Origin of the sequence: Streptomyces malaysiensis subsp. malaysiensis, from assembly GCF_040653035.1 — a bacterium.
Taxonomy (GTDB): domain Bacteria; phylum Actinomycetota; class Actinomycetes; order Streptomycetales; family Streptomycetaceae; genus Streptomyces; species Streptomyces malaysiensis.
Map to the genome: position 1 here is coordinate 123,439 of NZ_JBEZNG010000017.1, position 22,944 is coordinate 146,382.

Sequence of the window (22,944 nt, forward strand, 5' to 3'; positions counted from 1 at the left end):
CGGTTCCGAGCCCGGGTCCGCCGGGGCACCGGCATGGTCAGGCCGAGTCGGTCAGCAGACGTAGCAGGTGTTCCCGGCCCGGGGCCAGCAGCTCCGGCAGCTCACGCGCCCGCGGATACCACCGCTTCTCGTACTCCCAGCACAGCCAGCCGTCCCAGCCCTCACGGCTGAGCAGCTCCACGCACTCGGTCAGCGGCAGCACCCCCTCGCCCAGCGGCAGCGGGGTGGTGTCCTCGGCCGAGGCGATGTCCTTGACCTGGACGTAGCCCAGATACGGGAAGAGCGCCGGATAGCTGGTGGCCGGGTCCTCACCGCCCAGCCAGGTGTGCATCACATCCCAGATCGCCCCGACGCCGCCATGCCCCACGAGCCCGAGGACCCGGGCCGCGTCCGCGCCCGTACGGTGCGAGTCGTGCGTCTCCAGCAGCAGCCGTACGCCGAGGTCGGCGGCGCGGGGCGCGGCCGCCGCGAGCCGCCGGGCGGCCGTGGCGTCGGCCTCCTCCGGGCTCTGCTCCCCGCCACCGGGGAAGACTCGGACATAGCGGGCGCCCAGGTCGTGGGCGAGCTCCAGCAGCTCCCGCAGCCCGGCCAGCACCGGCTCGTCCGGCCCGGCCTCGGCGGCGCGCACATAGCCCGCGACGGTGAGGATCTCGACCCCGGCGTCCCGGAACTCCGCCACCACCCGGGCGCGTTCGTCCGCCCCGATCCCCGGGTGCACCGGCTCCTCGGGATGGGCGCGCAGCTCGACGCCGTGGTACCCGGCCCCGGCGGCGAGCCGGGCGACGTCGGCCATGGGCATACCGGGGACGCCGAGGGTGGAGAAGGCGAGCTTCATACGGGCTCCCTGGGTGGGGGTCGTGCGGTACGAGGGGGATCTTCATGCGGGACGCTAAACAGGCATAAGAGTGGGGTCAATCCTGCCCTGCGGATCACGCCTACGGCGTGTCTTGTCGGGTACCCGAGTCGTGGTCGCCCATGTGGTGTGGCCACCGCCGTCGACCGGCGAACGCGCGGGGTCGCCCCGGGCGGCGCCGGGCGGCCTGGGCAGCGCGGTGGGGAGGCGTGCGGTGAGCCGTGGCGGTTCCTGGCTGCGTGGGCCACCGCCGGGGCTGGGCGTGCCCGGTGTTTTGTGTGGGCGGGTGGGTTGTGGGGCGGGGCGGGGCGCGGTTGCTCGGCCCCCGGCGTCCGGGGCCGTCTCGCCCGGGTGGCCGGTGGGGCGTGTGAGTGCGCGGGGTTGTCCCGAGTGGGGTCGATGCGGGGTGGCGCCTGGCGGCCTGGGCAGCGCGGTGGGGAGGCGTGCCCCGAGCGGTGGTGGCCCTTACGGCGTGGCACCTCGCTGGGCCACGAGCGCGGGGGCACCCACCTGGGCCGCGAGTGCGGGCCTGCTCAGCGTGTTGTCAGTCGCCAGAGCGATGTCACTTCCGCCGCGCGGGCCGAGTGGAGCGGGTCGGTGGGGTCGAAGGCGCGGGGGTGGACCGGGTGGACGTCCAGGCGGTCGAGCACGGTCAGCCCCGCCGTGTCGAAGGCGGCCAGCAGCTCGGCGCGTGGCCGCAGGCCGAGGTGTTCGGCCAGGTCGGAGAGGATCAGCCAGCCCTCGCCGCCGGGGGCCAGATGTCCGGTCAGCCCGTTCAGGAAGCCGTGCAGCATTTGGCTCGACGGGTCGTAGATCGCGTATTCCAGCGGTGCGGAGGGCCGGGCCGGGACCCAGGGCGGATTGCACACCACCAGCGGGGCGCGGCCGGGCGGGAAGAGGTCGGCCTCGATCACTTCGACCCGCTCGGCGAGGCCCAGGCGCGCCACGTTCTCCCTGGCGCACTCCAGCGCCCGTGCGTCCTGGTCGGTGGCCACGACGTGCTCGATGCCACGCCGGGCGAGGACGGCGGCCAGGACGCCGGTCCCGGTGCCGATGTCGAAGGCCAGCTCGCGCGTGGGCAGCGGGGCCTCGGCCACCAGGTCCACGTACTCGCCGCGCACCGGCGAGAAGACGCCGTAGTACGGATGGACGCGGTCCCCGCCCAGCGCCGGGACCTCGACTCCCTTCTCCCGCCACTCATGCGCGCCGATCAGACCGAGCAACTCACGGAGCGAGACGACCGAGGGGCCTCGCGCCGGGCCGTACGCCTCGGCGCATGCCCGCCGTACGTCCGGCGCCCGGCGCAGCGGTACGCCGAAGTCCGCGTCCAGCGGCACCAGCACCATCCCCAGCAGCCGGGCCCGCCGGGACCGGGCCTGGCGGTACCGGTGGAACGCCTCGGCCGGTGTCGCCGCCGGCGCCCGCCGCTCCCTGGCCCGGCGCGGGCCCCGGTCGATCCGGCGCGCCAGCGCCGTCAGCAGCTGACGGGCGCACTGGTAGTCGCCTCGCCACAGCAGCGCGGTGCCCTCGCAGACGAGGCGGTGGGCGGTGTCGGCGGGCATCCGGTCGTCCGCGACCGCGACCCGCCGGGGCGGCGGTACGCCGCTCTCGGAGCGCCAGTGGGCGGTCCGGGTCCGGCCGTCCTCGGTCCACTCGATGACCTGCTGGGTACTCAGGGGTACGCCCTTTGCTCTTGTGCCGTTGCTCTTGTGCCGTTCCGACGCGCCGCATGGGCGCGCCGTGTCTACGTTGTCCGCCCGTTGCCCGTTGCCCGTTGCCCGTTGCCCGCTGTCCGTGTGCCGTGGACGCCCGTGTGCGTTCGCTGATCCTTCCCGTATCGGCCCGCCCGCGCGAGCGGTTTTCGGCCTAGGTGACGGCGTGTCATATATCTATCGGGCCCCGCGCTGTGCGGCCGTTGATGCGAAAGTCCGTTGATGCGAGAAGGGCGTCCGCCGGAGCGGACGCCCTTCGACAGGCTGAGTCGGACGGCCGGCTCAGGACGCGTTGGCCGTTGTCACCTCGCCCTTGTCGTCGGCGACGGCGACGTCCAGGAGGGCGCTTCTGTCCGTTCCGAGGTAGGCCAGGCTCTTCGAGTCGAAGACCCAATAGCCGCCCGTGGTCTTCGAAGGGTTCCTGCGGTCGGTGTATGTGAGACCGATACCGGTCCGCCCCGAGCCGTCCTTGACGTTCTTCACGATGCGTACGTCCGGCAGTTTGGCCACGGCACGGTAGAGCGCGGCACTCAGATCGGGCAACAGTGTGGCTTGATCGAGGATGGCCCCGACGTTCTCGAAGACCGTCTCCGTCAGACGGGACTTCACCACCCCGTTGCCGCTCTCGAGCTTCTTCAGCAGCGCGTCGGGGTCGGTGGGGAGCGCCTGAAGCTGTTGGAAGGTCAGATAGCCGGTGCCCACCATGGTGATGTCCTGGCGCTGCGAGGGGTCGGGCTCGCCGCCCGGGGACAGCGCGACGAGGCGCCGGAGCCCGTCCCGCTTACCGTCCACGGGCTGCCACTCCTGGCTCTGGACGTTCCCCTTGTACCTCTTGGTGCCGGTGATGTCCCCCTTGGAGTCGCGCACGGGCTTGGAGGGCCCGCCCCATATGGCCGAGGAGCCCTGGGACTTGGTGTAGACGAACTGGTCGTCGCGGACCGTGACCGCCGGGCGGTCGGCCGCCGTCACGGCGATCCGGTCCAGCAGCTGTACGGCCTGTCGGTGTTCGGCCGCGGTGCCGCCGGTGGCGGTGGTGGTGCCCTTACCGCCGTTACCGTCCTTGCCGTCCTGTACGACGTCGACCGCCACCGCGCCCATGCCCACGACGGCGGCCAGTGCCAGTGGCGCCGCGATGAGAACGAGGCGCCGCCCGGGGCGCCGGGGTGCGGGTGGCACGGGTGAGGCGCTCGTCGTACCCGACTGCGCGTGGATGGTCTCGTTGGTGATGTGCTCCATCAGATGTTCCCTCAGGACGCGGTGGCGGTCCCGCCGGAGCACCGGACGGCCCGGTGCGGGCAGCGACTCGGCCAGGTCCTGGTGGTCGACCGGCTGATCGCGTCGTCGCGGGTCGGTGTTCATCGCTTCTTCTCCTGCGTGGACCGAGCCGCCTGATGGCGGCTGCCCGGTATCTGTCCGGCCGTGGTCGCACGTTGCACCGTGTCGTGCCCGGTGCCGCCGTCCGCGCCCTGGTTGCCGCCCATGCCTCGATTGCCGCCGCCCGTGCCTGGGCGCTCGCCGTTGCCGTCCGTGCGGCTCGTGCCGCCCGTACCGCCCGTGCCGCCGTTGCCGTCCGTGCCGCCGATGAGTTCGAGCTCGGTGAGCTTGCGCAGGCGCTTTCTCGCGCGCGAGAGGCGGGCTCGTACGGTGCCGACGGCCACGCCCAGGGCCTCGGCCGCCGTGGCGGCGTCCAGGCCCTCCCACACGCAGAGCGTGAACACCTCGCGTTCCCCACGGCGCATCGTGCGCAACGCCCTCTGCGCGGCGGCCAGCTCCTCGGTGTCGGCCAGACGCCGGGCCACCTCGTCGGCGAAGTCCGGCACGGGGCCCGGAGGCGGGAGCCTGGCGAGCGCGGCCTGGTGTCTTCGCGCCGCCCGCGCGGTGTTGCGCGTGACATTCGTCGCGATCCCCAGCAGCCACGGACGCGGGCTGTCGTCCCCCGGGAACAGCCGCTCGCGCAGTCGCCATGCCTCCAGGAAGGTCAGAGACACGATGTCGTCGGCCATGGCCCAGTCGCCGGTCAACCGGACGGCGTGCCGGTAGACCACCGAGGCGTACTCGTCGAAGAGCTGCCTGAAGGCGTCCGGATCTCCGGCTCGCACGCGGGCGCGCAGTGAAGTCTCCACACCCCTCCCTGTCCTTCGCGCGGACCGCGTTGCGGGTGATCCGCGTCACGGTCGGGCCGGGCCCCGGCGAGCACGGTCGCGGAGCCGCCCGCCAGGACAGGCGGCGCTCGCCGAGCAGAAGTCACCCGCCCGGCCCCGGCGACGCCCGCTCGGGCAGGGGGACGCCCGCCCGGACGGAGCGGCTCCCGAACGGAGCGGCCCCCAGATAGCCGTCAGCCGTGTGCGGAGTTCTGGAGTGGGAGCCGCCAGTCCTGGCCGATCAGGGGCGAGCCGTAGCCGCGGTGCCGCTTCTCGGCGACCAGCTCGAACCCGGCCCGCTGGTAGATCCGGCGGGCGGAGGTCAGGACGTCATTGGTCCACAGCACGAGTTCGCGATAGCCCGTCTCACGCGCGAAGTCGATGCACGCGCTCACCAGCCGCTCGCCGATCCGCCGCCCCCGCGCCTCCGGTTCGACGAGCAGCAGTCGCAGCCGGGCCGTATCGGGCCGCTCGTCCTGGACGCACATCACCGATCCGACGGGACGGCCGTCGAGTTCCGCGATCCACGCCCGCTCGCGGGCCGGGTCATGGCCCGCGCCGAACTCCCCCACGATCCGGGCCACCAGGGCCTCGAACTCGGCGTTCCAGCCGAACTCCCGGGCGTACACGGCGCCGTGGCGCTGCACGATCCAGCCCAGGTCCCCCGGCTCCGGTCCGCGCAGCCGCACCTCGGCCCCCGCGGGGCCGTCGAACACCCCCCGGGCGGTGGCCAGCGCCTCCCGCAGCCGCCCCAGCTCGTTCCGGGAGACCTTGGTCAGCAGCCCGGTCACCGCCTCCCGTGAGCGCCGGTCCAGGTCCTCCGCCGCCGTCCGGCCCGCCTCGGTGAGCAGCACCTCCTGGAAGCGGGCGTCGCGGTGGTGGCGCTCGCGGGTCACCAGCCCCCGCTCCTCGAACCGGCTCAGCGTGCGGCTCAGATGCGCGGCGGTGACGCCCAGGAGCTCCCGGAGCGCCGAGGCATGGGTGCGCTCCCGCCGGGCCAGCTCGTAGAGGATGCGGGCCTCGCTCAGCGTGTACGGGGTGCTGAGCTGCCCGGGGTAGTCGAGGACGCCGATCAGCCGGGTGTACATCCGATTGAAGTCGCGGACCTCGTCCACGGCCAGCTCAAGATCATCGCGTGGCTCCATCCGGCACCCTCCGTACCCCTGCGGTCAAGACGATTTGCTTGATCTCATAGTTGCGCCAGATCAAGTATTTGGGAAGGGGGGAGGCTCTACGACCGGGGAGGCCCCACGACAAGGGAGGCCCCACGACCGTCGTGTTGAGCAAGCAGCGACTCCGGCGAAGGCCGCGATGTCGGGTCCGCTACGTACACTGACGGGCATGGCATGCCGTATCAGCGAGTTGGTCCTCGACTGCGCCGACCCCGAGCGGCTCGCCGCGTTCTGGAGCGAGGTGCTCGGCTATGTCGAGCTCGGCCGCGAGGACGACGGGAGCATCGAGATCGGGCCGCCCGACGCCGGCTTCGGCGGCTCGCAGCCCACGCTGGTCCTCAGCCCCAGCGGTGACCAGCGGCCCGGGAAGCTCCCCCTGCACATCGATGTCAACGCCACCGACCGCGACCAGGACGCCGAGCTGGAGCGGCTGTTCGCGCTCGGCGCCAGGACCGCCGACGTCGGCCAGACCGGCACCGAGAGCTGGCATGTGCTGGCCGACCCGGAAGGCAATGAATTCTGCCTCCTGCGCCGCCGGCTCCAGCCCCTCTGATCCACCTGCGCCCCGGCGCCATCGACGAGCGGCCAGGCCGTCCGCGGAGCTCGCGGCGGCGGGCCTCCGCGTAGAGCTGGGCCGTAGGACTTCGATCCCGCGCGCAGCCCCCATTGCCTGTCCCCGTTCCCGCAGGAGACGGGGACGGGCAACGTGCGCGTCCCCCCACCGCCAACACCCCCGTTAGCCGGGTGTTAGCCGAGCGGCAGCCTCGCGGTAGCGGCCCCCACCAGAGTGGGTGACGTACCGAGGAGACAGCGACACCGAGCCCCTGGGGGGACCCGAAATGAGCTCCAGCACCGCCACCCGCACCGTTCGCCGCCGCACCCTGCGCATTGCCGCCGCTGCCCTGATCGCAGCCGCCGGTCTCAGCCTGACCGCCTGCTCCGGCTCCGACTCCACCGCCACGAAGCCCGCGGCCTCCGCCGGGGCCTCCAGCGCGGACTCCTCCACCGGAGCGCAGGGCTCCGATGCCAAGGTCGGCACCAAGGCGGGCACTGCGGACAAGGCGGCATCCCCGACCCGTACCGAGACCCTGGTGGACGGCAGCACGGCCGAGATCTACAAGCTCGGCGATCTGCACTACCGCCTCAAGATCGTCAACGACGGTGATGTCCTGGCCACGCTGGAGGCGAAGGAGGGGGACGCCGGGCTCGACGGCAACGGCATGTTCGTCGTGCTCACGGCGGGCGGCGAGGTCCACTCCTGGATGGGCGGCGAACAGCGGGGACCGGGCACCTTCAAGCTCGCGGGCGGCTGGACGGCCAAGGTCACGAAGCTCGGCGACCTCCACTACCGCGCGGAGATCCTCGGCAACGAGGGCTCGGTGGACGGCACGCTGGAGGCGGACCAGCACGACGACGGGCTCGAGGCCAATGGCGTGCACATCGTGCTCAGCGCCGGTGGTGTGATCAGCGCCCATGAGTAACCGTCCGCCCGGCCGCGGCGGTGGAGCTGCCTCCGGCGGCTCCACCGCCGCGGTGACGTAAGCGTTCGATACGCGGCTCCGCCGCGTGGGCGACCTGCCACCACGACGCCACGGACGATCGACGCAGGTCGGGGCGACCATCACGCCCAGGTCGAGCAGGAGGGCACCGGCCGGCGGTTCCAGCGGAGCGCTCAGCCGTGGGGTGGGGCCGTGGAGGAGCGGGCCATCAGCTCGGCCCTGACCATCGCCACTCCGCCCGGCGGCTGCGGCTCGCGGCCCAGGGCCAGCCGTCCGGCCCGCGCGCCCGCGTCGTGCAGCGGCAGCCGCATGGTGGTGAGGGCGGGCACGGCGTCCGCGCTGAACGGGAGGTCGTCGAAGCCCGCGACCGAGACGTCCTCGGGGATCCGCAGCCCCTGGTCGCGCAGGGCCGCGCAGACGCCGAGCGCGATGGTGTCGTTGGCGGCGACAATGGCCGTCAAGCTCCGGTCGCGGCGCAGCAGTTCGAGGGTGGCGTCATAGCCGGAGGCGCGGTCGTACAGGCCGTGCACGGTCAGCCGCTCCTCGTCGGCGTCGGGACCGTTCACCCCCGCGGCGCCGAGCGCCGCCCGGTGGCCCTCCAGCCGGTGGCGGGTCGTGGTGCGATCGGCGGGGCCCGCCACATAGCCGATCCGGCGGTGGCCGAGGGTCAGCAGATGTTCGGTGAGCCGGCGGGCGCCGCCGCGGTTGTCGAAGGTGAGGGTGGTCGCGTCCTCGATCGGCGGGCGGCCGCACAGCACCATCCGGGTGCCGGACGCGGCCAGCCGGGACGCCTTGGTGGCCACGGCGGCGGCGTGGTCGGGGTGTTCGACCGCGCCGCCGGTGAGCACGACGGCGGCCGCGCGCTGCCGCTGGAGCAGGGTCAGATAGTTCAGCTCGCGCTCGGGGGAACCGCCGGTGTTGCAGATGACCGCGAGCTTCTCGCCGCCCCGGCCCGATTCGCCTCCCGGTGCGCCCATTTCGGCCTGTACGGCGCCCGCGATGATTCCGAAAAAGGGGTCCGCGATGTCGTTGACGAGCACCCCGACCAGATCGGAGGTGGCGGCGGCGAGAGCGCTTGCCGGTCCATTGACCACGTACTCCAGCTCATCGACCGCTCGCAGCACCCGGGTCCGGGTCGACTCGGCGACGGGGTAGTTGCCACTCAGGACGCGCGACACGGTGGCCGCCGAGACCCGAGCCCGTGCCGCCACATCGGCCAGGGTCACTGCCATGTTTCCTCCGTTGGGTGGTCACTTTCCGGTACACCGTGCGCGCTGGTCGGGCCCTCCATGCTCTCACTCCAGGAGCGGCGCGATTCTGCTCTCCGGGGTCTTGTCCTGTCATCCGACCATGCCTAGGGTCCTCCCCAGCAAGCGCTTACCCCCAGCGCGAGGAGCCTTAGCCCATGGCCGCAGCAGACACCGCCCGTATCCGTGCCGCAGTGGTCGGCACCGGAGGAATCGTCACCGGCAGCCATCTGACCGCACTGCGTGATCACGCCGACCGTGTGGACCTTGTCGCCGCCGTCGACGTGGCCACGGACCGGCTCGACGCCTTCCGCGCCACCGCGGCCGAGGGCGGCACCTTCGATGTCACCGGCTATTCCGACGCGACGGCCATGCTGGCGGCCGAGCGTCCCGACCTGGTCCTCATCGGCACCCCGCCCTCCCTGCACCGCGAGCAGACGGTGGCCGCGCTGAAGGCCGGCGCCTGGGTGCTGTGCGAGAAGCCGCTGTGCCTCACGCTCGCCGAGTACGACGAGATAGCCGCGGCCGAGAAGGAGGCGGGCGGCCCGTACGCCTCCGTGGTCTTCCAGCACCGCTACGGCTCGGGCGCCGTCCACGCCCGTGAGCTGCTGGCCGAGGGTGCCCTGGGCCGGCCGCTGGTGGCCCACTGCCAGACCACCTGGCACCGCGACACCGCCTACTACGCGGTGCCCTGGCGCGGCCGTTGGGAGACCGAGGGCGGCGGCCCGTCCATGGGCCACGGCATCCATCAGATGGATCTGCTGCTCCATCTCCTCGGCGACTGGACCGAGATCCGCGCCATGGCCGGACGGCTGGTCCACACCGTGGAGAGCGAGGACGTCTCCACCGCGCTGGTGCGGTTCGAGAGCGGTGCCATGGCCACCGTCGTCAACAGCGTGCTCTCACCCGACGAGGTCAGCCGGATCCGCATCGACTGCGCGGACGCCACCGTCGAGCTGACCCACCTCTACGGCCACCGCAACGACGACTGGGTCTACACCCCGGCCCCGCACGTCCGCGACGAGCCCGACCGGCAGCGGCGCTGGCGCACCCCGGCCACCGATCTGCCCAGTTCGCACGGGGCCCAGCTGTCCGCGCTGCTGGACGCGATGCGCGAGGGCGTACGGCCGCCCGGCAGCGGCCCGGACGCCCGCCGCACCCTCGAGTTCATCGCCGCGCTCTACAAGGCGGCCTTCACCGGGCGGCCCGTGCGCGCGGGCGAGATCGCGCCCGGGGACCCGTACTACGACGCCATGCACGGCGACCACCCCGAATGGGCACCGAAGGCAGCGACCGCCACCACGAAGGAGAGCTGAGGCCGCCATGACCCAGCGCATCACCGTCACCCACACCCACGGCGACCGGATCTCGGTCGCCTCCGGCGGCGTCGAGCTGATGGCCTATGTCTACCGGCCCGACCCGGACGCCTTCGAGGCCCGTAAGCCCTACGCCCACCCGCTGCGCACCCTCGCCGGGAACCCCGTCTCCGGCTACCGCCCCAACGACCACCGCTGGCACAAGGGCCTCCAGATGACCGCCAGCCATCTGTCCGGCCAGAACTTCTGGGGCGGCAACTCCTACCTCGGCCCCGAGCAGGGCTACCAGCGGGTCGAGGACCGCGTCGGCTCGATGCGCCACGACGGCTTCGAGGAGTTCACCGCCGCCGAGGACCGGCTGCGCTTCGTGGAGAAGCTCACCTGGGTCGAGAACGGAGGCCAGGAGTGGGCGCGTGAGCTGCGCACCATCGAACTCCACTCGGTGGAGCCGGAGGAGGGCGCCTGGGCCCTGGACTGGTCCATCCGGCTCACCAACATCCGCGACGAGGCGCTGCACTTCGGCTCACCGACCAGCGCCGGCCGGGAGATGGCCGGCTACACCGGGCTCAACTGGCGCGGCCCGCGCGACTTCACCGGCGGCGATGTCATCGGCCCCGACGGGCGCGGCGGCGACGGCGAGACCGGTGCCTCGGACCTGATGGGCACCCCGGCCGCCGAGGCCCCCTGGATCGCCTTCACCGGTGAGCACGACGATGTCGACGGGCACTCCACGCTGCTGTTCGCGCACGCCCCGGAAAACCTCGACGACACCGTTTCCATCCACGCCTCCCACTGGTTCGTGCGCTCCGAGCCGATCCCCTCGGTCGCCCCCTCCTGGGCGTTCTTCGAGGAGTTCGAGCTTTTGCCGGGGGAGTCCTTCGGCTACCGCTACCGGGTGGTGGTCGCCGACGGCGCCTGGGACCGGGCGCGCGCCGAGGGCTACCTCAAGAACCACGGGTGGTGAGGGCGTTGAGCGCGATGTCCGCCCCGCTGCCCGGCGGTGTGGGGCTCTCCCACATCAGCGCGTACGAGTGGGAGGCCGCCGACGGGGTGTGCGGCGGCAGCCCCCATCTCCATCTGGCCTGCACCGAGGCGTATGTGGTCACCGCGGGACGCGGCGCCGTGCAGACCCTGACCCTCGGGGACGGCTTCACCGAGACCCCGCTGGAACCGGGCGCGGTGGTGTGGTTCACCCCCGGCACGATCCACCGGATGGTGCAGGGCGGCGGCCTCAGGGTGACCGTGCTGATGCAGAACAGCGGGCTGCCGGAGGCCGGGGACGCCGTCTTCACCTTCCCGCCCGAGGTGCTGGCCGACCCCGGGCGCTACGCGGCGGCCGCCACGCTCCCCGCCAAGGAGGGGCCGGAGGCCGACGCGGCCGCCCGGCGCCGCCGGGACCTGGCGATCGAGGGCTATCTGACGCTGCGGGCCGCCGTCGAGAAGGGCGACGACGCACCGCTGCGCGCCTTCCACGAGGCGGCGGCGCGGATCGTCGCGCCCAAGGTCAAGGAGTGGGAGCCGCGCTGGCGGGACGGGGCGCTCGCCGCCGCGCGCCGCACCGGTGAGCAGCTGACCGCGCTCGCCGAGGGCGACCCCTCGCATCTGGCCGAGGCGCGGGTCACCGCGACCGGGCCCAGCCGCCGGGGCGGCTACGGCATGTGCGGCCGCCGGGACGAGTACGAACTGCCCGGTGTCACGCTCCCGTATTACGGCGAATAGCCGCCGTAGGCACCAGCACGCACGCTCAACGAAATGATCACGGAGGGAGGTCGGCTCCGGTATGCGCGGAAACGGGACAAGGACGTCCCTGGCCCTGGCCCTTGCGCTCACGCTCGGAGGGACCCTCACGGGCTGCGGCGGCGATGGCGGCGGCGGCTCGGGCGGCAAGGTCAGCCTGCAATTCGCCTGGTGGGGGAACCCCGACCGGGCCGCCCGCACCGAAGAGGCCATCAAGCTCTTCGAGCGGCGCCACCCCGACATCGACGTCCGCACGTCCTTCGCGGGCTTCGACACCTACTTGACGAAGCTGGCCACCCAGGCGGCGGGCGGTGACGCCCCCGATGTGATGCAGCTGGACTACCGGCAGATCAACCAGTACGCCACCTCCGGCATCCTGCTGGACCTCGGCCAACACCCCGAGCTGCGCTCCTCGGATATCGACAAGGGGCTGCTGGCCACCGGGGTGGTCGACGGTAAGCAGTACGCGCTCCCGGTGGCCCGCGGCACCGAGACGGTGGCGTACGACGCCACGCTGTGGCGCAAGGCGGGCGTCCCCGCCCCCACCCGGAGCTGGACCTGGGACGACTGGTCCGACGCCATGCGCAAGCTGTCGGCGGCGAAGACGAGCCAGGGGCGCGTCGGCTCCATCGACCCGGGCCAGAGCGAGGACGTGTTCGAGATCTGGCTGCGCGGCCAGGGCAAGTCCCTCTACACCGCGGACAAGAAGCTCGGTTTCACCGAGGATGACCTGACCCGGTTCTGGGAGTGGTCCACGGACCTCCGCGAGGACGGCGCGGTCTCGCCCGCGGAGCAGACCACCCTGATGGACGGGACGGTGGAGAACACCCCGCTGGGCCGCCAGAAGGCCATCGCGGACTTCAACTGGGACGCCCCCGTCAGCGGCTACGAGGCCATCGTCGGCAAGGGGCTGAAGATGGCGCCGATGCCGGTCGGCGACGACGGCACCCCGGGGCAGTACTTCAAACCGTCGATGTTCTTCGGCGCCTCGGCCAAGACCCCACACCCCAAGCAGGCCGCTCAGCTCATCGACTTCCTGCTCAACGACAAGGAGGCGGGCGCCATCCTCGGCGCCTCCCGCGGCATCCCGGCCAACGACACCATCCGGCAGGAGGTGCTGCCCAAGCTGGAGGGCTTCGACCAGGTCATCTCCACGTACCAGAAGCAGTTCGAGGGCAGGCTCAAGGACCCGCCGCCCGCGCCGCCCAAGGGCGACGCCTCACTTCAGAAGACCTTCTCGCGCGACTACGACCAGGTCAGCTACGAGCACATGTCGCCGCGCGAGGCGGCGCAGGACTACATCACCGAGGCGAAGGCGGAGCTGAGGCAATGACCGCGACCGCGACCCGCCCCCAGGACGCCACGCCCTCCGCCAGTGGCGGCAAGCGGGCGCCGAAGCGAGAGCGGCAGGGGGCCGCCTGGGTGTTCCTGTCCCCGTGGGTGCTCGGCGCCGCCCTGCTGACGCTGCTGCCCATGGCCGTGTCCCTGTATCTGTCGTTCACCGACTACGACATGTTCGACGCTCCCCGGTGGATCGGCTTCCGCAACTACACCCAGATGTTCACCGAGGACCCCCGCTACTGGCGGTCGGTCATCACGACCCTGACGTATGTGGTGATCGCGGTGCCGCTCCAGCTCCTGCTGGCGCTGGCCGTCGCGATCGCGCTCAAGTCGGTCAGACGCGGCAAGGGCTTCTACCGCTCGGCGTTCTACGCGCCCTCGCTGCTCGGCGCGTCGATGTCCATCGCCCTGGTCTGGCGGGCGATCTTCAACGACGGCGGCTCCGTCGACAACCTGCTCTCCGGCATGGGCATCGACATCGGCGGCTGGATCAACAAACCGGGCTGGGCCATCCTGTCGGTCGCGCTGCTGACCATCTGGCAGTTCGGCGCCCCCATGGTGATCTTCCTGGCCGGGCTCCAGCAGATACCCGCCGAGCTCTACGAGGCGGCCGCGGTGGACGGGGCCTCCTGGTGGCGGCAGTTCCGCTCCATCACCATCCCCATGCTCTCCCCGGTGCTCTTCTTCAACCTGGTGCTCCAGATGATCCAGGCGTTCCAGGTCTTCACCCCCGCCTTCGCGGTCAGCGCGGGCAGGGGCGGGCCCGCCGACTCCACGCTCGTCTACACGCTCTACCTCTACGACCGCGGCTTCACCGCCTCCCACATGGGCTACGCCTCCGCCATGGCCTGGGCGCTGCTGCTGGCCATCGGGGCCGTCACCGCGGTCCTCTTCCGCACCTCCCGGGCCTGGGTCTTCTACGCCAACGACAACAACGAGGGGGGCCGATGACCACCGCCCCGATCACCACCACCCCGGCGGCGCGGCGACGGCCCACCGGCCGGATCGTGCTGCACCTCTGCCTGATCGCCGTGCTGCTGGTGATGCTCTATCCGCTGGCCTGGCTGGTGGCGACCTCGTTCAAGCCCGCCGACGAGGTCATCGCCAGCCTCAAGCTGCTGCCCAGCCACTTCGAATGGGGCAACTACTCCACCGCCCTGGACGGGGTGAACGAGGTCAGCGTCGGACGGCTGCTGTGGAACTCGCTGCTCATCGCGTGCGGCGCGGTGCTCGGCAACGTCATCAGCTGCTCACTCGCCGCGTACGCCTTCGCTCGGCTGCGGTTCCGGATGCGCGGTCCGCTCTTCGCGTTCATGATCGCCACGATCATGCTGCCGCACCACGCCATCCTCATTCCGCAGTACATCATCTTCAACCAGCTCGGCATGGTGAACACCTACTGGCCGATGATCCTGCCGAAGTTCCTGGCCACCGACGCCTTCTTCGTCTTCCTCATCGTGCAGTTCATGCGCGGACTGCCGCGTGAGCTGGAGGAGGCGGCGCGGATCGACGGCTGCGGGCCCTTCCGCTCGTTCTTCAGCGTCATCCTGCCGCTGACCAGGCCCGCCCTGATCACCACCGCGATCTTCACCTTCATCTGGACCTGGAACGACTTCTTCACCCAGCTCATCTATCTCTTCGAGCCGGATAAGTTCACCCTGACCCTGGCCCTGCGGTCCTTCGTGGACGCCTCCAGCCAGTCGGCCTTCGGCCCGATGTTCGCCATGTCCGTCTTCGCACTGCTGCCCATCGTGCTCTTCTTCCTCGCCTTCCAGCGGTTCCTGGTCGAGGGCATGGCCAGCTCCGGACTGAAGGGGTGACGGACCGACCATGGCCACCGCAACCAAACGTGACCCCGGCGAGCTGTTCGGCCCGCGCTTCGCGCTCTTCGCCGACGTCCTGGCGGTGGGCCTGGCCACGGCCGCCGCCTCGCTGCCCCTCCTCACCGCCCCGGCCGCCATGTCCACGGCCTGCGCCGTCCTCGACCGGCGGGTGCGCCAGGACGTGCCCACCACCGCGGGCGGCTATCTTCGCGCCCTGCGGGAACGGCTGCGCACCGGCGATCTGCTGGCCGGGGCCGGACTGCTGGCCGGCGGCGCCCTGCTGCTGTTCAACGCGCTCGCGGCGGGCGCGGGGCTGCCCGGCGCGGTGGTCTTCCGGCCCGTGCTGCTCGCCGTGGGCGGACTGCTCGCCGTCGTGCTGCTGCGGGCCTGTGCCCGCCCGGAATCGGCGACGAGCTGGCGTACCGCGCTGCGCTCGGCGGCGTACGACAGTGTGCGCAGGCCCCGGGCGAGCGGTGTGCTGCTGCTGGCCGTCGCCACCGCCGCCGTCTGCGCCTGGTCCTATCCACCGCTGGCCTTCCTCGTCCCCGGCCCCCTCGCCCTGGCGGCCCGAGCCACGGAGCACCACCTATGACGCCCCTGCCCCGCCGCCACTTCCTCGCCGGGACCGCCGTCGCGGGCGGGCTGCTGGCCGTGGGCGCCCCGGGTGACGCCTCGGCCGCGGGCGGAGCCTCGGCCTCGGGCCGGGGCTGGGCCGACGGCCGGGTCGACAAGCCGTTCCTGGCGCTGCTCACCGAGGCGGCCGACGCCCGGGTGGCCGAGGTGGTGGACGGGCTCGACGCGGTCCTGAGTCAGCTGAACGACCTCGGCCAGGCCCGCCCCGCCGCCCGTGGTCTGCGGCTGCTCACCTCCGTCCACGTCTGGGGCGACGCCGCCCACCACCACGACGGCGCGCTGATCGGGCCGATGACCCGGCTGGTGGACGCGCTGGCCGCCGCCCAGTTCGACGACGGCCTCTACGATCAGGGCGCCGTCCACTCGCCCCCGGACACCGCCTTCTCGATCGTCGATCTGGGGCTGGTGTACGGCCTGCTGGACGCGGATGACCACGGCGGTACCAAGGCGATCCGTGCCACCTTGAGGAAGATCCTGCTCAAGGCGGGCGCGGGCCTGTCCACCGGCGGGGTGCACACCCCCAACCACCGCTGGAAGGTGTGCGCCGCGCTGGCCCGGATCAACTCGTTGTGGCCCGACGCGCGTTACACCCGCCGTATCGACGCCTGGCTGGCCGAGGGCATCGACCAGTACGACAGCGGCCAGTACAGCGAGCGCAGCGCCACCTACGCGCCCATCGTCACCAACCCGTCGCTGCTGACGCTCGCCCGGCTCACCGGGCGCCCGCGCCTCTACGAGCGGGTGCGCCGCAACCTGGAGGCCACCCTCCACCTCCTGGAGCCCGACGGGGAGGTGGAGACGGTGCATTCGCGCCGCCAGGACCAGAAGACGGTCAAGCATCTGTCCGAGTACTGGCTCCAGTTCCGGGCCCTGGCGCTGCGGGAGCGGGACGGGCGGTTCGCGGCCGTCGCCGCCACCGTCCAGCGGCGCGGGGCGGACCAGACCTTCGACGAGACCCCGCTCGGGGACTTCCTCGCCGAGGTGCTGGACCATCCGGAGCTGGCCGCGCCGCTGCCCGGGGCCACGGCGGTGCCGGAGGAGTTCACCTTCCACGACCCGGACTGCGGGCTGGTCCGGATCGCGAAGGGGACGACACGGACCACCCTCTTCGGCGGCACCGACTTCCCCGATGTCCACGCGATCTCCTCGGGCCTGTCCACCAATCCGACCTTCCTCAAATGGCGCAAGGGCGCGGCGATCCTGGACTCGCTCCGGCTGTCCCCGCAGTTCTTCTCGCTCGGCCACTTCCGGGCCGAGGGCGTGGAGCGCACGGCGGACGGCTGGCGGCTGTGGGCCGAAGTGCGGGCCGGATTCCATCTGCCGCTGCCGCCTCGGCACCGCCGCCCGGACGGGCGCTATCCGCTCACGGACGACGGCCGGTTCTGGTCCGCGATGGACTTTCCGCACCGCCCCAAGGAGTGGCGCACCCTGCGCACCGAGGTGCGGATCGCGGCGGCGGACGGCGGCTGGAACATGGACGTCGAGATCGGCGAGTCCGAGGTCCCGCTCGCCCTCGAACTGTGTTTCCGCACCGGCGGAACACTGACCGGGGTCGACCCCGTGTCCGGCCAGCAGGACACGTATCAGCTGGTCAAGGGGTATGGGACATACACCGTCGGCGATGACGTGATCACCTTCGGGCCCGGCAACGGCAGCGGTCCGCGCCAGCCCGCCGTCGTGGACTCCGGCGAGCGCTACAGCTGGCTGGGCGGCGAGCTGACCCCGGCGGGGCAGCGGGTCCTGATCACCGGGCGTTCGCCCCTGCGCTACCGGCTAACGCTGCGCTGAAGCGCTGACTGTCACCGCCTCGCCCCTGTGTTCGGTCTGTACAGGGGCGGGGCGGGGCGGTTAGCGTGGATGATTAGAAAGCGCTTACTGTTACTCGCTGTGAGGAGAAGAACCCACGTGACTCGCAAGACAGTGCGGATCGCCATGAACGGTGTGACCGGCCGGATGGGCTACCGCCAGCACCTCGTCCGATCTCTCCTCGCCATTCGCGAACAGGGCGGTCTGGACCTCGGCGACGGCACCGTGCTGTGGCCCGAGCCGCTGCTCGTCGGCCGCCGGGAGCACGCGCTCAAGGAGATCGCCGAGCACCACGGCCTCGACCCGGTCGCGGATGTCTCCACCGACCTGGACGCGGTGCTGGCCGACGACGGCGTCGACATCTACTTCGACGCGCAGGTCACCGCCGCCCGTGAGGAGGCCATCAAGAAGGCCGTCGCGGCGGGCAAGCACATCTACACCGAGAAGCCCACCGCCACCGGTCTGGAGGGCGCCCTGGAGCTGGCCCGGCTCGCCCAGGCCGCGGGCGTCAAGCACGGCGTCGTCCAGGACAAGATCTTCCTGCCGGGGCTGCTGAAGCTGAAGCGCCTCATCGACGGCGGCTTCTTCGGCCGGATCCTCTCGGTGCGCGGGGAGTTCGGCTACTGGGTCTTCGAAGGCGACTGGCAGAGCGCCCAGCGGCCCTCCTGGAACTACCGGGCCGAGGACGGCGGCGGCATCGTCGTCGACATGTTCCCGCACTGGGATTACGTGCTGAACGAGCTGTTCGGCGCCGTGCGCACCGTCCAGGCGCAGGCCATCACCCACATCCCGACCCGCTGGGACGAGCGGGGCAAGCCGTACGAGGCCACCGCCGACGACGCGGCCTACGGCATCTTCCAGCTCGAGGGCGGCGCCATCGCCCAGATCAACTCCTCCTGGGCGGTCCGGGTGGGCCGGGACGAGCTGGTCGAGTTCCAGGTCGACGGCACCGAGGGCTCGGCCGTCGCGGGCCTGCGCAACTGCCGCGCCCAGCACCGCTCGGCCACCCCCAAGCCGGTCTGGAACCCGGACCTGCCCGCCACCGAGTCGTTCCGCGACCAGTGGCAGCAGGTGCCGGACAACGAGGAGTTCGACAACGGCTTCAAGGCGCAGTGGGAGCTCTTCCTGCGCCATGTCGCGCTCGACGAGCCCTGGCGCTGGGACCTGCTGGCCGGTGCGCGCGGCGTCCAGCTCGCCGAGCTGGGCCTGAAGTCGTCGGCGGAGGGCCGCCGCCTGGACGTACCGGAGCTGAGCCTGTGACCATCCACCTCCCCGGGCCGGGCGGTACGACCCGCGCCTACGAACCCCGCGCCGAGCCGCTGTCGCCGACACCCGGGGCGCCTTTCACCTCCCGTGTGGTCTTCTCGGCCGCCCATGTGGTGGCCGACCCGTACGCCGATGTGACCCCCGACGGCCCGGCCGCCGTCGACTGGGACGCCACCCTGGCCTTCCGCCGCCACCTGTGGTCGCACGGGCTGGGCGTGGCCGAGGCCATGGACACCGCCCAGCGCGGTATGGGCCTGGACTGGGCGGGCGCCGCCGAGCTGATCCGCCGCTCGGCGGCCGAGGCGAAGGCGGTCGGCGGCCGTATCGCCTGCGGCGTCGGCACCGACCAGCTGTCCGTCACCGAGATCGGCTACCCCTACGGCCTGGACGAGGTCCGGGCCGCGTACGAGGAGCAGCTGGCCGTCTGCGAGGAGTCCGGCGCCCGGGCCATCCTGATGGCCTCGCGCGCCCTGTGCGCCGTGGCCAAGGGCCCACAGGACTACCTGGAGGTCTACGGCCATCTGCTGCGCCAGTCCGCCGAGCCGGTGATCCTGCACTGGCTGGGCCCGATGTTCGACCCGGCCCTGGAGGGCTACTGGGGCAGCACCGACCTGGACGCAGCCACCCGTACCTTCCTCGACGTGATCGCTGCTCACCCCGACAAGATCGACGGCATCAAGGTCTCCCTGCTGGACGCCCAGCGCGAGATCGACCTGCGGCGCAAGCTGCCGGACGGGGTGCGCTGCTACACGGGCGACGACTTCCACTACCCCGAGCTGATCGCGGGCGACGACCGGGGCTTCAGCCACGCCCTGCTCGGCATCTTCGACCCGCTGGGCCCACTGGCGGCGGCGGCCGTGCGCACGCTGGACACCGGTGATGTGCCCGGCTTCCGCGCCCTGCTGGACCCGACGGTGGAGCTCTCCCGCCACCTCTTCCAGACCCCGACCCGCTACTACAAGACCGGTGTGGTGCTGCTCGCCTGGCTGGCGGGCCACCAGTCGCACTTCACGATGGTCGGCGGCCTCCAGTCGGCCCGCTCGCTGCCGCATCTGGCACGGGCGTACGAACTCGCCGACGGGCTGGGCCTGTTCCCGGACCCGGAGCTGGCGGAATCCCGGATGAAACACCTGCTGTCCGTGTACGGAGCCGCCCGATGAGCGCCCCGTCCCGGCTGAGCCTCAACCAGGAAACGATCAAGCAGTGGTCGCTGCCCGAACTGGCCGAGGGCTGTGCCGAGGCGGGTGTCACGGGCGTGGGCCTGTGGCGCGAGCCGGTCCAGAAGTACGGCGTGGCGGCCACCGCCGAACTGGTGCGGGGCGCCGGCCTGACCGTCACCAGCCTGTGCCGGGGCGGCTTCTTCACCGCGATCGAGCCCGAGGCGCGCGCCACCGCCCTGGCCGACAACCGCAGGGCCATCGACGAGGCCGCCATCCTGGGCACCGACACCCTGGTCCTGGTCTCCGGCGGCCTCCCGGCGGGCAGCCGCGACCTCTTCGCCGCCCGCGAGCGGATCGCCGACGCGCTGGGGGAGCTCGCCCCGTACGCCGCCGACCACGGCGTCCGCCTGGCCATCGAGCCCCTGCACCCCATGTACGCCTCCGACCGCTGCGTGGTCTCCACCCTCGCCCAGGCCCTCGACCTGGCCGAGCGCTTCCCCGCGGAGCAGGTGGGCGTGTGCGTGGACACGTACCACGTGTGGTGGGACGACACCGTGGCCGCCCAGATCGCCCGCGCGGGCGCGGGCGGCCGTATCGCCGCCTTCCAGCTCGCCGACTGGATCACCCCCCTGCCGGAGGGCGTCCTGCTGGGCCGGGGCCAACTCGGCGACGGGTCCGTCGACTTCCGCTGGTTCCGCGAGCGGGTCGACGCGACCGGCTACACCGGCCCGATCGAGGTGGAGATCTTCAACCCGGACCTCTGGGCCCGGGACGGCGCGGAGGTCCTGGCGGAGGTCGCCAGCCGGTACCGGACACTTGTGCTGTAGGGACTGCTTCGGGGTGTGTTGGGCAGCGTTGCGTCCAGGCAGCCGGACACGCCCCGGCGCGGGGAGTCCTGAGAGGGTGTTGAAGCGCCATCAGTCCTTCCTCGCCTTCACCGCCATCGCCGCGACCCTCATAACATGGGGATCCCGCGGAGCGGGGTTGCAGACTCCGGCGTGGTCAGGGTGTGTCAGGTTCGCAGTCCGCCAGAGGCGGTGAGGCGCTCTCCGGTGACCCATGCGGCGTCGTCGGACGCGAAGAAGACCGCCGCCCGCGCCAGATCCTTGGGCTGACCGATACGGCCCAGGGGGGTGCGCCCGATCATGTCCGTCTCGGCGTCACTGCCGATGAAGCCGGCCGCGTGGATGCCTTCCGTCTCCACACCGCCAGGGGCCAGGGTGTTCACTCGGATCCCGCGAGGGCCGAGCTCGGCGGCCAGGACTCGCGTCAAGGCATCGACGGCGCCCTTCGTCGCGGCGTACACCGACATCCCCGGCACCGCGCGGGCGCTGTCCAGCGATCCGATGTTGATGACCGACCCGCCGTCGGACCCGAAGTACTTAAGGGCTTCCTGGATCGTACGGATCGGTCCGGTCACGTTGACGGAAAGCTGACGGTCTATCTCCTGCTGCATGACGGTCTCCAGCGGCTGTGCGTGATAGACACCGGCATTGTTGACGAGGATGTCGAACCGGCCGTACGCGTCTACGGTCCTGGCGAAGAGGCGCTCAACATCCGCAGGCACCGACACGTCGCCCTGCACGGCGATCGCGGTCCCCCCTCGCGCCTGGATGTCCTGCACCACCCGCTCGGCGCCGGCGGCACTGGAGGCGTAGTTCACCACGACCGACGCTCCGGCCGCAGCGAATTCCCGCGCGATGCCCGCCCCGATGCCCTTGGAAGCACCCGTCACGAGCGCGACCTTTCCCGCCAGCCTCGAATCGGCGTTCTTCGGCGATACCCCGTCGCCGGGGCCAACACCTGTCTGATTTGCCATGATTGTCACTCCCGTCCATGTTGGTGAGCGTCCGGGTGGCGCGGGCCTCCAGGGCAACCGCCCGGGATCGGGGCGATGCGTTGTCGAACAGAACCCGCCGGGCGGCCTCGCCGCCACGGGCCCCTCACGGGCGCGCCCGTACCGGCTCCCGCCCTGATGGCCACCGCTTTCGGCGGCGGCGATCGACCGGACATGCGCCACGGTAGGATCCGCGAGCCATAGAGACAAATAGTGTCATCGCATAGCTGAGATTGGCATTGTCTATGTCACCGGAAAGTGGAAGCGGATGAACCTGCGGCAATACGAATACGCTCTGGCTGTGGCCGAAGAAGGCTCCATGACAGCGGCCGCTGAGCGTCTGCGCGTCACGCAGCCGTCCTTGTCGCAGCAGATCGGCGCTCTGGAAAAGCACCTCGGTGTGCAGCTGTTCACTCGGACATCGGGCGGGGTCACAGTGACCATGGCCGGACGCGCCTTCCTCGCCGAGGCAGAGATCGCGACCACCGCGTCCCGCAGAGCCGTCCTGGCTGCCCGTGCCGCCTCCGGGGAACTGGCCGGTGAACTCATCATCGCCGTCCACATGGGCCTGGGAGCACGACAGCTCCCTCTCGCACTGGGCCGGCTCCGCCACCGCCACCCGAAACTCCAGGTCATTCTCCACGAGGAGCCCGATCCAGCGGATATGGAACGGCTGGCCCGCCAGGGAACGCTCGACATGGTCCTCGTCCACCGCATCCCCACCGGCTGCACATTCGACATCCATCCCCTGGGCGAGGAGACCTACGTCGCCGTCCTGCCCGAGGGACACCCGCTCCTCGCCGGCGACAGGGCCCTGCGCATGGCAGACCTTGCGACACAGGGTTGGGTGCGCTTCCGCCGCGCCAGCCTGCTCGACGAATACCTCGCCCGCCTGCTCGCCGACGCGGGCATCAGCCCGCCGACGGTGGCCCGAGCGTCACAGATCTCCACCGCCGTGCGACTGGCAGCCCAGGGCTTGGGCGTCACCGTGGTTCCGGCATCGGCCGTGCCCGAAGCCTTCGAACAGCTAGCCCGCCCGTTGCTGCCTTCCCTGACCGAACCCGTCATCGTCGGTACACGCCGCCACCCAGGTTCGGCGGAGGCGGCCGTGCTCGACCACCTCCGTCAGCAGAACTGGTGCGGCACCAGCCTCCTCGCCCCGCATACCGCCCGCTGAGCCAAGGGCCTCACCGGTCGTCGGCCGTGCGCTTGTCCCGGAGGGGCCGTAGGCCGCCGGGCCTGGTAGAGATCGGCCAGCGTGGGGCCGGGCTCGCCGTCGCCCCGGCCGCCCACCGGCCGCGGCGCCCGCGGCCGCCGCCCGGCGCGCGGCGTCCCCAGCGGCGGCGTCGAGGCGCTCGTCCGGGCGCGGCGGAGCAGCCGGGCCCACCAGGGCGGGACACC

The 22,944-nt window shown here is 71.9% G+C and carries 21 protein-coding genes; 14 read left to right on the top strand and 7 right to left on the bottom strand.

Annotation, left to right across the window (positions count from 1 at the left end; all coding sequences use genetic code 11):
* Positions 1–37 precede the first annotated feature (37 nt).
* The 5 genes from AB0E24_RS29605 to AB0E24_RS29625 form a co-directional block, all read right to left on the bottom strand.
* Complete coding sequence (locus tag AB0E24_RS29605) at positions 38–835, bottom strand: sugar phosphate isomerase/epimerase family protein (protein ID WP_359381511.1); 798 nt, start codon at positions 833–835, stop codon at positions 38–40.
* 551 nt (positions 836–1,386) lie between these two features.
* The gene (locus AB0E24_RS29610) at positions 1,387–2,529 is read right to left on the bottom strand and encodes a methyltransferase (RefSeq protein ID WP_069864038.1); all 1,143 of its coding nucleotides are present in this window, start codon (positions 2,527–2,529) and stop codon (positions 1,387–1,389) included.
* Between the two features lie 318 nt (positions 2,530–2,847).
* Positions 2,848–3,924 carry a CU044_5270 family protein gene (locus AB0E24_RS29615; protein ID WP_359381514.1) on the bottom strand — a complete coding sequence of 359 codons (1,077 nt, stop codon included), beginning with the start codon at positions 3,922–3,924 and terminating at the stop codon, positions 2,848–2,850.
* Positions 3,921–4,688, bottom strand: coding sequence for an RNA polymerase sigma factor (locus AB0E24_RS29620; protein ID WP_359381516.1), 768 nt, complete (start codon positions 4,686–4,688; stop codon positions 3,921–3,923). Before AB0E24_RS29620 ends, AB0E24_RS29615 begins: the two co-directional genes overlap by 4 nt.
* A 212-nt stretch (positions 4,689–4,900) precedes the next feature.
* Complete coding sequence (locus AB0E24_RS29625; RefSeq protein ID WP_359381519.1) at positions 4,901–5,851, bottom strand: bifunctional helix-turn-helix transcriptional regulator/GNAT family N-acetyltransferase; 951 nt, start codon at positions 5,849–5,851, stop codon at positions 4,901–4,903.
* A gap of 196 nt (positions 5,852–6,047) precedes the next feature.
* Here AB0E24_RS29625 and AB0E24_RS29630 point away from each other — a divergent pair, with 196 nt between their 5' ends.
* Both AB0E24_RS29630 and AB0E24_RS29635 read left to right on the top strand, forming a co-directional pair.
* The gene (locus AB0E24_RS29630) at positions 6,048–6,431 is read left to right on the top strand and encodes a VOC family protein (RefSeq protein ID WP_099013813.1); all 384 of its coding nucleotides are present in this window, start codon (positions 6,048–6,050) and stop codon (positions 6,429–6,431) included.
* 286 nt (positions 6,432–6,717) lie between these two features.
* The gene (locus AB0E24_RS29635) at positions 6,718–7,359 is read left to right on the top strand and encodes a hypothetical protein (RefSeq protein ID WP_359381523.1); all 642 of its coding nucleotides are present in this window, start codon (positions 6,718–6,720) and stop codon (positions 7,357–7,359) included.
* A 191-nt stretch (positions 7,360–7,550) separates the two neighbouring features.
* On the opposite strand, the gene AB0E24_RS29640 is transcribed toward AB0E24_RS29635, so the two are convergent.
* Positions 7,551–8,609 (bottom strand): LacI family DNA-binding transcriptional regulator, encoded by a 1,059-nt coding sequence (locus tag AB0E24_RS29640; RefSeq protein WP_359381525.1) that lies wholly within the window; start codon positions 8,607–8,609, stop codon positions 7,551–7,553.
* Between the two features lie 173 nt (positions 8,610–8,782).
* Here AB0E24_RS29640 and AB0E24_RS29645 point away from each other — a divergent pair, with 173 nt between their 5' ends.
* From AB0E24_RS29645 to AB0E24_RS29695, 11 genes are all read left to right on the top strand, one after another.
* The gene (locus AB0E24_RS29645) at positions 8,783–9,940 is read left to right on the top strand and encodes a Gfo/Idh/MocA family protein (RefSeq protein ID WP_359381528.1); all 1,158 of its coding nucleotides are present in this window, start codon (positions 8,783–8,785) and stop codon (positions 9,938–9,940) included.
* Between the two features lie 7 nt (positions 9,941–9,947).
* Positions 9,948–10,904, top strand: a complete 957-nt coding sequence (locus AB0E24_RS29650; RefSeq protein WP_099013811.1) for a DUF6807 domain-containing protein — start codon at positions 9,948–9,950, stop codon at positions 10,902–10,904.
* 14 nt (positions 10,905–10,918) lie between these two features.
* On the top strand, positions 10,919–11,659 hold the full coding sequence (locus AB0E24_RS29655; protein ID WP_069864055.1) for a cupin: 741 nt from the start codon (positions 10,919–10,921) through the stop codon (positions 11,657–11,659).
* A gap of 61 nt (positions 11,660–11,720) precedes the next feature.
* The gene (locus AB0E24_RS29660; RefSeq protein WP_359381531.1) at positions 11,721–13,010 is read left to right on the top strand and encodes an ABC transporter substrate-binding protein; all 1,290 of its coding nucleotides are present in this window, start codon (positions 11,721–11,723) and stop codon (positions 13,008–13,010) included.
* Positions 13,007–13,969: a carbohydrate ABC transporter permease gene (locus AB0E24_RS29665; protein WP_069864059.1), complete on the top strand. Its 963-nt coding sequence runs from the start codon at positions 13,007–13,009 to the stop codon at positions 13,967–13,969. The genes AB0E24_RS29660 and AB0E24_RS29665 overlap by 4 nt, the downstream gene beginning before the upstream one ends.
* The gene (locus AB0E24_RS29670) at positions 13,966–14,838 is read left to right on the top strand and encodes a carbohydrate ABC transporter permease (protein ID WP_100807170.1); all 873 of its coding nucleotides are present in this window, start codon (positions 13,966–13,968) and stop codon (positions 14,836–14,838) included. The genes AB0E24_RS29665 and AB0E24_RS29670 overlap by 4 nt, the downstream gene beginning before the upstream one ends.
* Before the next feature lie 10 nt (positions 14,839–14,848).
* Positions 14,849–15,433 carry a hypothetical protein gene (locus AB0E24_RS29675; RefSeq protein ID WP_079257718.1) on the top strand — a complete coding sequence of 195 codons (585 nt, stop codon included), beginning with the start codon at positions 14,849–14,851 and terminating at the stop codon, positions 15,431–15,433.
* Positions 15,430–17,262 (top strand): hypothetical protein, encoded by a 1,833-nt coding sequence (locus tag AB0E24_RS29680; protein WP_359381535.1) that lies wholly within the window; start codon positions 15,430–15,432, stop codon positions 17,260–17,262. The genes AB0E24_RS29675 and AB0E24_RS29680 overlap by 4 nt, the downstream gene beginning before the upstream one ends.
* Positions 17,263–17,379: 117 nt before the next feature.
* Positions 17,380–18,540, top strand: coding sequence for a Gfo/Idh/MocA family protein (locus tag AB0E24_RS29685; RefSeq protein ID WP_167501752.1), 1,161 nt, complete (start codon positions 17,380–17,382; stop codon positions 18,538–18,540).
* Positions 18,537–19,706 (top strand): dihydrodipicolinate synthase family protein, encoded by a 1,170-nt coding sequence (locus tag AB0E24_RS29690; protein ID WP_069864069.1) that lies wholly within the window; start codon positions 18,537–18,539, stop codon positions 19,704–19,706. The genes AB0E24_RS29685 and AB0E24_RS29690 overlap by 4 nt, the downstream gene beginning before the upstream one ends.
* Entirely contained in the window at positions 19,703–20,533 is an 831-nt protein-coding gene (locus AB0E24_RS29695; RefSeq protein ID WP_359381539.1) for a sugar phosphate isomerase/epimerase family protein, read from the top strand. The genes AB0E24_RS29690 and AB0E24_RS29695 overlap by 4 nt, the downstream gene beginning before the upstream one ends.
* Positions 20,534–20,718: 185 nt before the next feature.
* Here the strand turns inward: AB0E24_RS29695 and AB0E24_RS29700 are convergent, their stop codons facing one another.
* Positions 20,719–21,525 carry an SDR family NAD(P)-dependent oxidoreductase gene (locus tag AB0E24_RS29700; protein ID WP_359381585.1) on the bottom strand — a complete coding sequence of 269 codons (807 nt, stop codon included), beginning with the start codon at positions 21,523–21,525 and terminating at the stop codon, positions 20,719–20,721.
* A 286-nt stretch (positions 21,526–21,811) separates the two neighbouring features.
* Between AB0E24_RS29700 and AB0E24_RS29705 the strand changes: the two genes are divergently transcribed.
* Positions 21,812–22,720: a LysR family transcriptional regulator gene (locus AB0E24_RS29705; protein ID WP_069864076.1), complete on the top strand. Its 909-nt coding sequence runs from the start codon at positions 21,812–21,814 to the stop codon at positions 22,718–22,720.
* Positions 22,721–22,944: the final 224 nt, after the last annotated feature.